Origin of the sequence: Methylicorpusculum oleiharenae (assembly GCF_009828925.2) — a bacterium.
In the GTDB taxonomy this organism is placed as follows: domain Bacteria; phylum Pseudomonadota; class Gammaproteobacteria; order Methylococcales; family Methylomonadaceae; genus Methylicorpusculum; species Methylicorpusculum oleiharenae.
The window spans coordinates 1,353,773-1,368,551 of sequence record NZ_WUTY02000001.1 but is presented as its reverse complement, the minus strand read 5'-3'; the positions used below and the strand labels follow the sequence as shown (position 1 = coordinate 1,368,551).

The 14,779-nt window shown below is 45.8% G+C and carries 7 protein-coding genes and 1 pseudogene; 6 read left to right on the top strand and 2 right to left on the bottom strand.

Features of this window, described 5'->3' with window-relative positions; all coding sequences use genetic code 11:
• Positions 1-387: 387 nt before the first annotated feature.
• From GO003_RS06320 to GO003_RS06310, 3 genes and pseudogenes are all read left to right on the top strand, one after another.
• Positions 388-6,021: a PAS domain S-box protein gene (locus GO003_RS06320; RefSeq protein WP_159655498.1), complete on the top strand. Its 5,634-nt coding sequence runs from the start codon at positions 388-390 to the stop codon at positions 6,019-6,021.
• Positions 6,022-6,039: 18 nt separating this feature from the next.
• Positions 6,040-6,375 (top strand): annotated as a pseudogene (locus tag GO003_RS06315) (response regulator); the annotation flags it as partial.
• 75 nt (positions 6,376-6,450) lie between these two features.
• The gene (locus GO003_RS06310; protein ID WP_331001659.1) at positions 6,451-7,059 is read left to right on the top strand and encodes an HD-GYP domain-containing protein; all 609 of its coding nucleotides are present in this window, start codon (positions 6,451-6,453) and stop codon (positions 7,057-7,059) included.
• 467 nt (positions 7,060-7,526) lie between these two features.
• On the opposite strand, the gene GO003_RS06305 is transcribed toward GO003_RS06310, so the two are convergent.
• Positions 7,527-7,703: a hypothetical protein gene (locus GO003_RS06305; RefSeq protein ID WP_231088845.1), complete on the bottom strand. Its 177-nt coding sequence runs from the start codon at positions 7,701-7,703 to the stop codon at positions 7,527-7,529.
• A 236-nt stretch (positions 7,704-7,939) separates the two neighbouring features.
• Here GO003_RS06305 and GO003_RS06300 point away from each other — a divergent pair, with 236 nt between their 5' ends.
• From GO003_RS06300 to GO003_RS06290, 3 genes are all read left to right on the top strand, one after another.
• Positions 7,940-8,980: an ecdysteroid 22-kinase family protein gene (locus tag GO003_RS06300; RefSeq protein ID WP_231088844.1), complete on the top strand. Its 1,041-nt coding sequence runs from the start codon at positions 7,940-7,942 to the stop codon at positions 8,978-8,980.
• Positions 8,977-9,873: an inositol monophosphatase family protein gene (locus tag GO003_RS06295; RefSeq protein ID WP_159655500.1), complete on the top strand. Its 897-nt coding sequence runs from the start codon at positions 8,977-8,979 to the stop codon at positions 9,871-9,873. Before GO003_RS06300 ends, GO003_RS06295 begins: the two co-directional genes overlap by 4 nt.
• A 241-nt stretch (positions 9,874-10,114) precedes the next feature.
• The gene (locus GO003_RS06290) at positions 10,115-10,585 is read left to right on the top strand and encodes a winged helix-turn-helix domain-containing protein (RefSeq protein ID WP_159655502.1); all 471 of its coding nucleotides are present in this window, start codon (positions 10,115-10,117) and stop codon (positions 10,583-10,585) included.
• Between the two features lie 169 nt (positions 10,586-10,754).
• Here the strand turns inward: GO003_RS06290 and GO003_RS06285 are convergent, their stop codons facing one another.
• The gene (locus GO003_RS06285) at positions 10,755-14,714 is read right to left on the bottom strand and encodes a DUF1631 family protein (protein ID WP_331001624.1); all 3,960 of its coding nucleotides are present in this window, start codon (positions 14,712-14,714) and stop codon (positions 10,755-10,757) included.
• Positions 14,715-14,779: the final 65 nt, after the last annotated feature.

Here is a 14,779-nt window from a genome sequence, read left to right as displayed (position 1 = left end):
GGTCTCAAATTGAGAACTTAACGGCAATTTACTGCGGAGCTTTTAGCCTATACCTTTTTCTTTAATGATGTTTCTCACAATCTGGTTCCATCTGTTTCAGGATTTTTATTTTGAGAAGTAAGGATCAGCAGTTACTTTTAAACACGTTTCTGTCCTACTTTTACAAGGCTCGCGGTAGCGCAATCGAATAATTCGAGATTAAGCCTGCTCTTAGCCTGTAATAAAAACTCAAATCAAACTATCTTTGTACTAATTCATTCTGCTATTACACACATACAGACGCTAGCCGATCCAGATATTCCCCTTTTACTGTGTCATGCAGACCTTTTAACGCATTTGGCATACTCTGAAAGACTGTGCCCCCCCTGATTTTGAATGAGGCTTACTATGTCAATGCACTTACTCGATAAGCAAGTTTTTCGCATGACAATAGCGGTCATCATTCCTGTTATCGCGGCATTCCTGCAGCGGCAGCTCATGCTCTATTTCCCCATTTCGACCTGGTTGCTGATGTATCCGGCTCTGTTTTTAAGTGCGTGGCTTGGAGGATTTCGGGGGGGGATTTTTGCTACGTTCATGGCTTCTGTTTTAGGGATATACTTTTTTATTCCCCAGCAAGACTCATGGTTGCTGAAAAATGTCGGCCAACTGTTTTCCATCGCTACATTCGCCACAATGGGCGTGATGTTCAGTTTCGTATTTGAAAAACTGAAGAAGAGTCAAATTGCATTACAAGAAGCCAACGCCAATCAGCTGAAAACGAATCAAGAACGCCTGTTACTAGCCCTGTCATCAGCCAAAGCGGCTCTATGGGAAAGGGATGTGCAAAATAACCACTGTTTTTGGTCGGACGATGTCTGGGAATTATTTGGGCTTGATCGCGCAATGCCTGCTTCCTTTGACAGCTGGTTATCCTGTGTGAATGCCGATGATCGAGCCTCGGCGGCGACTAGCCTGACTCGCTCTTTTGGGGCAGGCCTTGAAATCAATCAGGAATGGCGGATCGCCAATCTGCCCGGTAATCAAGTGCGCTGGTTGATGACCCGCGGCCAACCTGTTTTCGATGAGGAAGGAAAAGTCAGTTTATACCGCGGTATCGTGCTGGATATCACACAGCGCAAGCAGGCCGAATCAGAAAAGGCCCACATTGAAACGCTTTATAAGGCACTGGTAGAACAAGTGGCACCTGACGGCATATATATCAGCGATTACAACGGCCGCATTATCGAAGTCAACCAGATGGCGTGTGAAAACGACGGCTACACCAGGGAAGAACTGCTCAACATGAATGTAACTGATATAGAAACGGACTGTGATCTTTCGTGCCATCAGGCACTAGGAGGCCAAATTGGACCCGGTGTTATCGCTACTTTATTCGGCCATCATCAGAGAAAGGATGGTAGCCGGTATCCGGTAGAAACCAGATGTAGTGTATTGGATATTGATGATCAACGGCTCTATGTTGCTTTCGTGCGGGACATTACCGAGCGCCTGTTAGCGGAGGAAACGATACGCAACAATGAGCGTGAATTTCGCTTATTGGCTGAAGCACTGCCTCAGATTGTCTGGATTACTCGAGCTGATGGCTGGAATTCTTTTTTCAATCAACAATGGGTCGACTATACCGGCTTATCACCGGAAGAATGTTATGGACATGGTTGGCCTATTCCCATTCATCCGGATGATCGCCAAATGGCTTGGGATGCCTGGCAGAAGGCTGTCAACACACAACAAACCTATTCCATCGAATGCCGGTTTCGGCGGGCCGATGGCGCGTATCGCTGGTGGCTGACTCGCGGCGTGCCGGTGATGGACGAGAAGGGAATCATAATCAAGTGGTTCGGAACATGCACGGATATTCATGATATTAAGCTGGCAGAAGAAACCTTAAAACAGTCCGAAAACCTTTACCGCCAGCTATTCGCAGCTAATCCTTTGCCTTTGTGGATTTATGATCTGAAATCGCTCGCTTTCATTGATGTCAATGATGCCGCAATCGACAGTTATGGTTATAGCCGTGATGAGTTCCTGTCAATGACCGTCAACGACATTCGGTTATCCGAAAATGTGGATTTATCCCTGCGGCATGACAAAGAAGCTTCTGCCTGCCTGCATCTGCGTAAGGACGGCAGTGTCTTCCGGGTGGAAATCAACAGCCATACACTGACACTGAATGACCGCCCGGCGGAAATCATGCTGGCGCGTGACATCACTCAACAACTTATTGCCGAACAAAAATTGAAAGACAGTGAGGCGCGCTGGCAATTCGCGCTGGAAGGCAGTAATCAAGGTGTCTGGGACTGGGACATTATTAGCGGCAAGGTATTCTATTCCAGCCGCTGGAAATCGATGCTCGGCTTAAGTGAAGAGGAAGTGTCCGATAGTTTGGAAGAATGGTCAAAGCGAGTGCATCCGGACGACCTCAAGAAAACCATGAAAAATATCCAAAAACATTTTAGTGGTGAAACCCCGTTTTATCAAAGCGAGCACCGGGTCAAAAACCGCTCGGGCGAATATCTCTGGGTGCTTGATCGAGGCATGGTCGTCGAGCGTGACAGTAATGGCCAGCCTTTACGCATGATAGGCTCCCATTTCGACATGACCGAACGTAAACTCATCGAAAACCAACTTCGTGAAAAAAAGCAGCTATTGGCGGATTCGCAAGCTATAGCGCAAATCGGCAGTTGGGTGATAGATTTGCAGTCTCAGCAATTTGACTGGAGTAATGAAACATTCAGGCTTTTTGGCTTATCACCTGAAACAGACGCTTCGCCCAAAGTGGATCAATTTCTGCAGTTACTCCACCCCGATGATCGCTTTCCCATGAAAAAATGGCTGGACAGCTGTCAATCAGACAACAAGCCTCCCGGGCTGGAGTTCCGGATTGATGACAGCAAGGGAAATCATCGCTGGTTATTGAGTTACGGCGGACTGGAACGCAATCAAAACGGCGAACCCTCCCGCACAATCGGAACCGTGCAGGACATTACGGTAAGAAAACACCTGGAAATGGAACGGCAACGCTGGGGGGATGCCTTTCTTTATTGCGCACAGGGTATTGCTATAGGCGATCCTGTCAGTAATTGTATACAAGTCTGTAATCCGGCGTATGCCGACATGCTGGGTTATGCCTCGCCAAAAGAGTTGGTCGGCAAGTGGATTCCTTCGTTATATGCCATTGAAAATGGTGCTGACATTATTAAATTCTTACAGATTGCCGATCAGGTGGGGCAAAGCCGGTATGAATCTGTTTACCGCCATGCTAATGGTACGTCCTTTGAGGTTCAAGTCGATATAGTCAGTGTCAGAGACGCCAATAACACCATCATCTACCGGGTCGCCACCGCCCAAGACATAAGTCAGCGTAAGCGGAATGAAGAAGCCTTGCTGCTGCAAAGCAGCGCGCTGAAAACGGCTGCCAATGCCATTATTATCACTGACCAACACGGCGTTGTTCAATGGATCAACCCCGCATTCACCTCATTGACAGGCTATAGCAGCGAAGTTATTGGCCAGCGCCTGGGACCGTTAATCAATTCGGGCAAACAAAATCCGGATTTTTTCAAACAGCTCTGGCAAACAATCTCTAGCGGTAATGTCTGGCAGGGAGAACTCATCAATCGCCGCAAGGACAGAACTTTTTACACCGAAGAACAAGTCATTACGCCGGTATTTGATGAACAGGGCGTGATACATCACTACATTTCTATCAAACAGGACATTTCCGAACGTAAACAAAGTGAGATTGAACTGACACACTATCGCGATCATTTGGAACAACTGGTAAAAGAACGTACGGTGGCGTTGGAAACCGCCAGGCTGGAAGCCGAACGGATGTCTGAAGTTAAAAGCGCCTTTCTGGCCAATATGAGTCACGAAATCCGTACACCCATGAATGCTGTCCAGGGTTTTTGTTATTTGCTGGAAAAACGTACCCTGGATGACGAAACGCGGCAGTTGGTGCAAAAGATTCATAACGCAGGTCAATCCTTGCTAACCATTATCAACGATATTCTGGACTTTTCTAAAATTGAAGCCGGGCGGATTGAAATCGACTCATCGCCCTTCCGGCTCACAGAAATAGTGAACCAGATTGCCGAGTTGATGGCGAGTTTTACCAGCGGTAAAGCGATAGAATTACTCATCAAACCCCCTTCAGACATCGATAGCTTGATCGGCGATCGCTTGCGTTTACAGCAGGTGCTGATCAATCTGGTCAGCAACGCCATCAAATTTACCGAACAGGGCGAAGTTGAACTCCGCATCAGTGTTGAATCGGAAAACGATCAAAACCTCTTTTTACGCTTTGAAGTGCGCGATACCGGCATTGGTATCTCCGCCGAAAAGCAGCATGAAATATTTTCACCCTTCACTCAGGCCGATAGCTCGATCAGCCGCCGCTTTGGCGGTACCGGCCTCGGCCTGGCCATATGCCAGCATCTGATCCAGCTAATGGGAGGCGACCTACAAGTCAAAAGTGCCGAGGGTCAGGGCAGCAAATTCTGGTTTATATTGCCGTTACGGCGGGATTTCCACACAGCAGCACCTTCGCCCTTAATTGGCCTTGATGTCTTGGTGGCAGACGCTGGTCCGGCGTTAAGAGATACGCTGTATCGCACTGTCGTCAATCTGGGTTGGAAGGCCGATTTCGTGGATTCCGGAGAAACAGCTTATACCCGTTTTGTTGCCCGCTGGGAAAGCCGCAATCCCTATGACGTGATCATTCTGGACTGGAAAATGCCCGGTCAGGATGGCCTCGCTACGGCGGAGACAATTCAGCAACTTTTTAAACTCAGCCAAAACCGCTCACCCGTGCCGATTCTGATTATGGTCGCAGTCGATCAACACGATGCACTGCTTGCTCAGCCCGGCATAGTCTGCGCGAACCGGGTAATCACCAAGCCGGTGACTCCTTCGTCTCTCTTGGATACCGTTGCCAGTGTCTTGAGCCGGCATAAGCCGGATTGTGTTCCTGAGGTATCGACAGTTGCACCGGAAAGCCAACTGAGAATCCTGGGGGTGCGAGTGCTGGTTGTCGATGACAGTGAAATAAACCGGGAAGTGGCACTAAACATACTGGAAGCCGATGGCGCGATTGTAAGCACAGCTAATAACGGTGAAGAGGCCGTTAACTGGTTGAAGAATAATCCCGATGCAGTCGATATTGTTTTGATGGATATACAAATGCCGGTCATGGACGGCTATACTGCTACTCAAATGATCCGCCAGGATGAGCGCTTGCAACGATTGCCTGTGATCGCATTGACTGCCGGCGCGTTCGAATCGCTGAAGGACGCGGCCTACGAAGCCCGTATGAATGATTTCCTAACCAAACCCTTCAATGTTGAGCAACTGATTACTATAATTCAATGCCATGCTAGTAGTTATTCTGAAGCACCGGAATCCGAGCCTGGATTGGACGACAAACCGATTAGCTCAGAAAATTTAGCTTTACCCGGCATTGATGTTGACACAGGGCTCATACAATGGGGCAGTGAATCAGTTTTCCTGACCTATTTGAACAAATTTGCTGAGCGTTATGCCGATACAGGCCACGAGATCCGGCAATGCGTGGACCAAAACGATCATGCCGCAGCCAAGGCTTTGGCGCACAAGTTAAAAGGTGTTTCCGGTAATTTGTCATTGCCGGTGGTAATGGCTCAGGCACGAGAAGTTGATGATCTGCTGGCGACAGGTCAATTGACTCCGAAGGCAACGCAGGTATTACAGGAAGCTATCGATCAAGTGTGCTTATCGATAATCCAGTGGAAAAATAAAATCATCCGGATTGATGAAAGCCATCATACGGCTGAACTTGCGGAACTGCGCAAACAATTGGAACAACTGATTGAGGCGCTAAATCAGGATAATCCGGATTTTGCCGAACCACTGCTGGCCGAGTTACAAGGAAAATTGCCAAACGCCGACTTTAAGCGTATCCAAAGTCAACTGACTGATTTTAATTTTCGGGCCGCTATTACTTCAACACAGGAATTAATAATGAAATTGCAACCATGCTAACCCTCATTGATACCCTCCATGCCTTATAGACCGATTCTTATTGTTGATGACGAACCGGCTAATCTTGCTGCGCTACGCCAAATTCTCAAGGATGATTATCAGCTCGTGTTCGCGCGTAATGGCACAGAAGCTCTGGAAGCGGTAAGCAAACATCACCCCAGCCTGATTTAGTTGGATATACAAATGCCCGGCATGAATGGCTATGAAGTGTGCCGCCGACTGAAATCCAATTCATCAACGGAAGCCATACCGGTAATTTTTGTAACCTCGCTATCGGAACTGGGTAACGAAGAAGCAGGCTTTGCGACCGGTTGTGTCGATTATTTAACCAAACCGGTATCTGCCGGTATCGTTCGTGCGCGCGTAAGAACTCATTTATCGCTGGTTCTCTCAAGTCAGCTGGAACGCAGCCACCGGGATGCGGTATTCATGCTCGGCGAAGCAGGCCATTACAACGATAACGACACAGGCGTCCACATTTGGCGTATGGCGGCTTATTCACGCGCATTGGCAAAAAAACTGGGCTGGTCCGGGCAGCAATACGAGTTGCTTGAAATGGCTGCGGCAATGCATGACACCGGCAAAATCGGTATCCCGGATAAGGTTTTGCGAAAACCCGGTAAGCTCGATGCAGACGAATGGCGCATTATGCAGACTCATACGCAAATCGGTTACGACATTCTGTCCAAAAGCGATGCGCCGCTTTTCAAACTGGCAGCAGAAATAGCGCTAAACCACCACGAAAAATGGGATGGCGGCGGTTACCCTAACGGTTTGGAACGCGAAAATATTCCTGAATCAGCTCGAATTGTAGCCATTGCCGATGTCTTCGACGCGCTGGCAATGAACCGGCCTTATAAAGACGCTTGGCCGCTAGAAAACATCTTGGATTATATGAACGAAAGTGCCGGCCATCACTTCGATCCGCAAATACTCAACGCCTTTATGAGTGTTTTACCGGATATCCTCACGTTGAAAACACAATGGAATCTTTGTGAAATCAATGATCAAGCGGTTAATATGATCCCGCAGAGTTGAATCTATTTAGGCTCACAGTATTCAAAATCTATACCCGCTTCCAGCAAATTTCACCGTTCGTCCTGAGCCTGTCTAAAGTGATGGATGGAAATTTCTGGCCGCTTCGGCAGGACTTGACTCTAACGGCTAGACGAGTGTTGCAAACGTGTTAGCGTTGCCTGTGTGCGCTAATGCACCGACAGCCAAATCTGATAGTCACTATACTTTAACTACACTAATTATTCAGAAGATAGGGTGAGAAGATAACGGTAACCCACCCAACCCGCTGCATCACTTCCGTATTGTTGCTCCGCTGAATAGTTTCTAAATAAATTATTATCGGCCAGGAATCAGTCTGCCGATATTTAGAAAGTAGCCTTTAAATAGAGGTAGTCATGAGTAAAGCACAGAAAAGCAATAAAGAAGACAAGAAAAAACCCGCTCTTAGTCCGAAAGAAAAGAAGGCTGAGAAAAAATCAAAGAACGATTCAAAAAAATCGAACGACTTGTTTAAAAGCAACTAGCGATTCATCGGATTTATCTACTGCAAAAAAAACCGGCACAGCGCCGGTTTTTTTTTGGGCTATTTCCGCATTTATAGCTGGTGTCGCCCCGGCACGGATTTCCCGGATCCAAAAGCCATGGATGGCGTTGAACGTTAACATCTATGGCTTCTGGGTTCCGGCAGTCCCTGCTGCAACTATTAATGCAAACAAAGTTCTCTAACAAGCCTGGACAACGCTATAAAAACAGGGAAACATCAGCTAACAAGAACATAGCCTTTTTTTGCCCAAAATAACTCCCAAAACTTTTCTGAATATTGACTCTCCCATTGCCTTTAACGACTACAATCGTCACTTACCATCAGAATAATGTTTATGGCCCAATGAATTTTGATCAAATGTCATTTTTCAGCCTTTACCCCTGTCCTCTTATTCCTCTGATCATGAACCATCACTTTCAAGATATTATCCTTAAGGCAACGGCCACCAATGCGCTGTTTGAAATAGAAGTTATTCAGAGTCTGTGGAGTGGCTATGGGAAAATCGTGCGGTATGGATTAAAGGGCGGCATGGTGCCTAGCGTTGTCGTCAAACATGTCGAGGCATCAACCCAGGGCCGTCATCCGCGCGGCTGGAACAGTGATTTATCGCATCAGAGAAAAATGCGTTCCTACCAGGTTGAAACAGCCTGGTACGGACAGTGGAGCCGCCATTGCGATTCGACTTGCCGTGTACCCGCTTGTTTGGCGTTTGAAGCTCATGGCGATGAGGTTTTGATCGTGCTGGAAGACCTCAATGCCAGCGGATTTCCTGAGCGCCGATCGTCCGTCACGGCAAATGAATTAGCCAATTGCCTTGTCTGGCTGGCAAACTTTCACGCGGTCTTCATGAATGAAAATCCGCAGGGCTTATGGCCAACCGGCACTTATTGGCATTTGGAAACCCGTCCGGATGAATTACAGGCATTAAAGGATACTGCACTAAAAACTGCCGCCGGGGCAATTGACCGGAAATTAAGAAACAGCCCCTTTCAAACATTTGTACATGGAGATGCCAAATTGGCCAATTTTTGTTTTTCACGCGACGGCAAAAGTGTGGCTGCCGTTGATTTTCAATATGTCGGTGGCGGTTGCGGCATTAAAGATGTCGCCTACTTTATCGGCAGCTGCCTGAATGAAGACGAATGCCAGCGCAAGGAAGCACAACTATTAGACCTGTACTTTATTGCACTGAAAACAGCCTTGAAGTCCAGACAAAAACGCGTAGATTCTGATGCCGTTGAACAAAACTGGCGCGAGTTGTATCCCGTCGCATGGACCGATTTTCACCGCTTTCTGAAAGGCTGGAGCCCGGGCCATTGGAAAGTCAACTGTTACAGTGAACGATTGGCGCGGGAAGTCATCGCGCATGTGCAACTTGCTGAGCAGGAGAGCGCATGAAACTGTCCTTCAATGATCTGTTCCTGCTCAGTCAATGCGCGATTTCAGCGGCCTATCAAGCCGGACGCTTGATTGCAGAAAAATCGTATCACCCCATAAGGGTCAATACCAAGCAAGGCGTGGAAAGCCTGGCGTCACAAGTTGTCACAGAAGTTGATCACCTGAGCCAGGACATCATTTTACAAATCCTGCTGCCTACTTGCGAAAGATTTGACCTCGCATTGTTGTCCGAGGAGCGCCCTGATAACCGTCAACGGCTGGAAAAAGATTATTTCTGGTGCATAGACCCGCTGGACGGCACTCTCCCCTTTATCGAATCCATACCGGGTTATGCCGTCTCTATCGCGCTGGTTTCTCGTGATGGCGAAGCGCATTTGGGCGTGATATACGATCCGGTTGAACAAACGCTTTACCATGCGATAAAAGGCCACGGCGCATTTTGCAACAGCAAGCCGCTGAAACTGAACACCATCGATCTGGCATCAAACACAACATTAACCTTCATTACCGATAGAAGTTTTGCAGAATTTCCACTTTTCGATACGGTACGGAATGAACTGGACGTCATCGCCGGTGACCAGGGTCATGCCGGATCGGTCCTATTATTACAGGGTGGCGCCGCGATGAATGCCTGTCAGGTTCTGGAAGAGACGGCCGACTGCTATTTTAAATTCCCCAAGTCCCAGCCGGGCGGCGGCAGCGTTTGGGATTATGCGGCAACGGCCTGTTTATTCCGCGAAGCCGGAGCGGTCGCCTGCGATATCGCAGGGAATCCTTTGCCCCTCAATGGCCCTGATTCAACGTATATGAATCATTGCGGCGTCATTTACGCGAGTCATTCAGATTTGGCTGAGCGCATCATCAATCTGTATGCTCGGTTAAAGATAAATTAAGCAGGGCGAACTGAGAGTCAAGTGATTCTGTATGCTTGCTATTTCCAGCGAGAATAAACCCCCGAAACCATCAGCAAAAGCGATATCAATCACCTCGGACTGAGGTGATTGATCCACAATCCATCACAATAATTGCGAAGTTATTTCAAGTTATGGCCTTATTTCGACTAATATCGTTTATCTGTTTTTACTTATATTCAAAAACTCGCGTAAAATCGGCCTAACTGAAGGGAGTACCTTTATGTTTGAATGGTTGATACTATCTTTTATCCTCTTTATTATTTATATCATTATGAAAAAGCCAAAAACCACCACTGAAAAAGCAGTTCCTGTAGCTAAATCTGAAGAAACTCCGGTTGTAACCGCTGCGCCCAAAGCTAAAGCTGAAAAGCCCGTTGCAACCGTCGAAACCGAAGCAACGCCTAAAAAAGCCAGCCCTGCTAAGGCCCCGGCTAAAAAGGCAAAAGCCGAAACAGCCAAACCGATTGTTGTAGAGGTTGCACCTGAAATTTCTGTTGCTGATCGCATCGGTTTGACCGCTGGCAGCATCTGGAATTACGTGTCTGAAAATGGCGCGACCCCGGTCTCAAAATTGGTAAGGGAACTTTCTGAAGAAGAAAAAATTATCCAGCGCAGTATTGGCTGGTTAGCTCAGGAAGGCAAAATAACACTCGAGATCGTCGACCGTGCCGAGACCGTAGCGTTGAAGTAAGCACTTTCTAATCTGATGACGGCATTACCGGCAAATAGTCACTGCCGGTTTGTCGTCCAAGAGGCTCAACTTACACCGTTATACCCGCTAACCACGCGGGTGTTCGCGTAATGGGAGCAGGCAAAGTATGCGTTTCCCTATCAATACTTAAGCATGCAGGGCAATGTACTTAAAAGCCCCAGAAGTCATCAGCTTCTAACAATCCTTCGCTTCTGTTTTGTTTTTTATCGTCATCACTATCCGAATATGTGGCAGGGGAGTTCTTTTCAGTAAGGGTGTCAGCCTGCGGCTCCATCGTTGTATTAACAGTCAAGGTTTCCGGCGCCAGAGACTTCCCGCTTAACTCGCTTTTATTAACCAGTTCTGACAGTAATTTCGGTTTTTCAATGAAGTAGCCTTTCGCAAAATCAACGCCAATATCTCTTAAAATGTCGCAAATTTCGTTGCTGTCGACATTTACCGCAATGGTTTTCATATCCAATGAGTGAGCAATTTCGTTCATCGATTTTACAATGGCAACTTCGGCTTTGTTTTCGGCCATATCTTTGACGAAAGCACCATCGATTTTTAAATAATCAACGTTCAGATTTTTCAAATAGGCATAGGACGAATAGCCCGAACCAAAATCATCCAGTGAAAACCGACATCCATACGCTTTTATTTTGTGAATGAAATTTTTTACATAGACAAAACTATCGGCTGCAACCGTTTCGGTAATTTCAAACGTCAGTTTTTCAGCAGGAAACTTGCTGGAATCGAGGAGTCGGGTAAGGAATTCGAGAAACGCCTGTGAATTTAGGGATTGCCCGGAAAGATTAATGGCAAATCCGTCGATCTGATCAAAAAATACTCTATTTTCTTCAATCCATTTAAAAACATGAGTGATCACCCATTGATCTAAATCCTGCATGCGTTTGAGCCTCTCAACTGCCGGAATAAAATGATCGGGTAAAATAGTCTTCCCCGTTTCATCTTTAATCCCCAGAAGAATTTCGTAATGTAGATGACTGTTTTTTTCGGTTTCTACGGCGACTATCTTTTGACACCTTAAAAACAGCCTGTTTTCCGACAGTACTTTATCTATCTGCCCGGCAAATTCCTGTAATTTATATTGGTTTTTTAAATCTTCGTCTTCTTCGCAGAACAGTTTGATCTGATTATTTCCGGACCGTTCACTGACAATGCAGGCAGAAACAGCGTGCTGCAAAAATTGTTGGGCATCAAAGCCGTTTACTATAAAGGGAGCCAATCCCATGTTGATATTAATTGGATAACTTTTATTTTCCCAATCAAAATGGATTGCGGTGATAAGGTTGACTAATGACCGAGCCCGGTCCAAACCTTCTAGCTTTGTGCAGTTTTTTAACAAAATTCCGAACGTTTTATCACCTAAACGAGCTAGCATTTCGTTATTCGTTAAATGACGGGTCAACATGTGTGTAATGCTCATCAACAGTTGATTACCTGCTTCTAATCCGCACACAATGGTTAACATCTGGAAATCCTGGATTTCCAGATGACAAAGCAGATGCTGGTTGTCGCCTTGTCTTGCGAGCTCGTATTTCAACTGTTTAATAAACTCATCTCTTGTTAACAAGCCGGTAACAGCATCATGGGTTGCGTTGTATATGAGCTTTTCATGCATTTTCTGCAGCATTACCTGCGTAGTGCGGTCCATCAACGGCTCATCCGGATTTTCCATTGTGCTTGCCCCTCCGTTGCGCAGAAGTTCAGTCAATTCCATTTTGGTCAGTTCCGTTTTATTTAATCCATCCCTATCAACAAAGACTAAAATTTCCGGAAATTGTCCTTTCCACACGAGCTTAAGAGGCACGAATAAATCCGGCTTTCTAAACAAGGTTATCCATTCACCTGCTTCTAATTGCTCCACCTGAAGAGCCCAAAGATCCATAGGGCGGCTTTTGTTTGGGGATTCAGGTTGTAAAATCCTGTCAACATAGACTATTTCCAGGCGTTTTCTCTCGGCAAGCGATTCGGCACCTATCAAACAACGCCTTAAATCTTCAATGACTTTAAAGTGATTAAAAGCATTGGGTGCAAACGAACCGAGTTTCTCATCTATAAAAGTAATGGTTTGACTAATCGCGTAGTATTCAGCTTCAAGACCGGCATCTCGAAAGGACAGCCAACGGATCAAATCATCGACTACCCGGTAATTAGCCGATTTTTCCTCAGTTGATTTTTCCGTATCCAATTCAAGTAAAACCAATAAATGCTGCCATCCCGAATTCAACAACATCAAAACACAATTAGGAATTAATTTTCCGGCAATGCGCTTATCAACTTCATGCTGAACATGGCGCCTTGCCATCTCCAGTAGCTGCTGCCCTTCGTAAGGTTCGATTATTCTTTTGATAGTCAGATCTGACGATTTTTTGACCTGCTTTGTCACCTCTTGTAGCTCTTGCTCCACTTCTGCAAATATCGACGAATTAGTGCTCGCCTCCTGAAGTATTCGTAAGACCAGTTTGTCCAGCGTGTTTTTTACAGGCGTTCTTTTGATGACTCGATTCTCTTTTACTGCCGATTCCAAAGACGCTAATTGATTGAGTATGTTTCTGATAGGGTGCGAGTCCGCACTTAAAAAGTGGTTACCTTGCAGCGTTTGTTCGAGAAGCGATAGCTGCATACGTTCCATGTAAGCTTTGATTTCAGAGGAAATAGACACGTCATTGAATAAGGTATCGAAAAACTTTTCATAAACCTCGATATTATGGACATCGTGCTTAGAAAAAAACGCAGGTATTCCGGTAGTATCGTTTAACTTATCTCGAATGAGTGTGTGCAGTAAACTGCTTGTAACGGGCTCATTCCTGTCACCTACAGCTGTAGTTTTATACATTTTCGAAATCATCGCGATGACTTCTTCGGCGGAAAAACCCCCTTGAGACGCTGCGTTCCGAATTGATGATGTAGTTCCTGAATGAGGCTGGTTTTGGTTTAATAGGCCCGGCAACGTTTTGGACATTTCAACTGTTGCCGGCTTTTTTAGATCAGCATCTTCTTTAACAGCAAACGTTTTAACCAGCGTCCTGGCGATGTTGGTATCAAACTTAAAGACCGGATCTCCCAAATAACCATGGTCGATCGCGATCTGTTCAGGTTGCTTGACAATTTTGGCGGGCGCAGGCTTGGGAGCACTCAGTTTGGATAACAGATGCTCAAAATGCTCGTACAACGCCTCCAAATCCTTCGTTAATACTTTTTCAAACGCTGAATAAAGTGTTTGATTAATCGTGATTTCTAAATTTAATTGCAGGATAAGTTCGCGAAAGTGATCACATAAGGCATCCGGGCTGATTGGGTTTTTAACATCATGGGCCCAATGGCCAAATAACCGTTTCAATTGGTTGTTTATCTGATTAAGTGGATATTCAAAATGTTTTGTTAACCGTCTGATAGACGCCGACAGATTTAACCAATCTTCAAAATCATCCATTTCAACCAAAGAAAGCTTTTCCATAGTACCGGCATTTAACCTGTTTTCCTGAATGCTGGAACCGGTCATGCTGTCGACACCCAAAAAAACCGAATTACAAAATTCACTGGTAATTGAATCGTAATTAAATTTGAGCGTTGTTATCAAATCCTCAAGTGCTGAAGTAGAGATTTTATGAACCGATTTTTTAAAGTCCTCATCCAGTCTCTCAAAAAAATTGTTGAGCAACCCAACCAACTCTTTATCAAGCCAAATTTTTATTTGTTTTAAGTTATCCTGGTGCGGGTCTGCTTCGGTTGGCTCAATGTCATGTTGAGCTGTTCTGCCGGACACCTTAAAAACCTCATTTTTTAAGGCATTAAAAATTTCCTGGGGCATGTTTTTAATGAAAACACCGATGCCTTTGGAACTTGCGTGCATTACTTTGACTTCAAGTTGAAATTGCCGTGCATCGGACTCTCTATGCAACGAGAAACGAAGCTGGACTTTTTTGTTAGCCGAAAATTGTACTATCTGGCTTGATGGTTTAAGGCCTAATAAAAATCCCGAACTGCAAAAATCTTGGACTTCGCAAGAGAAATTTTGCCCATTATTCAAAACCAGTGTGGCGTCTAATTTGATCGCGTAACGAATGTGGCGACGACGTTTTGTAGGGCATCTAGAAGCCATGGTAAAAGTAAAATATTGGCAGCATGGTCATAAAATACGGAGTTGTCATATCAATAATAAATATA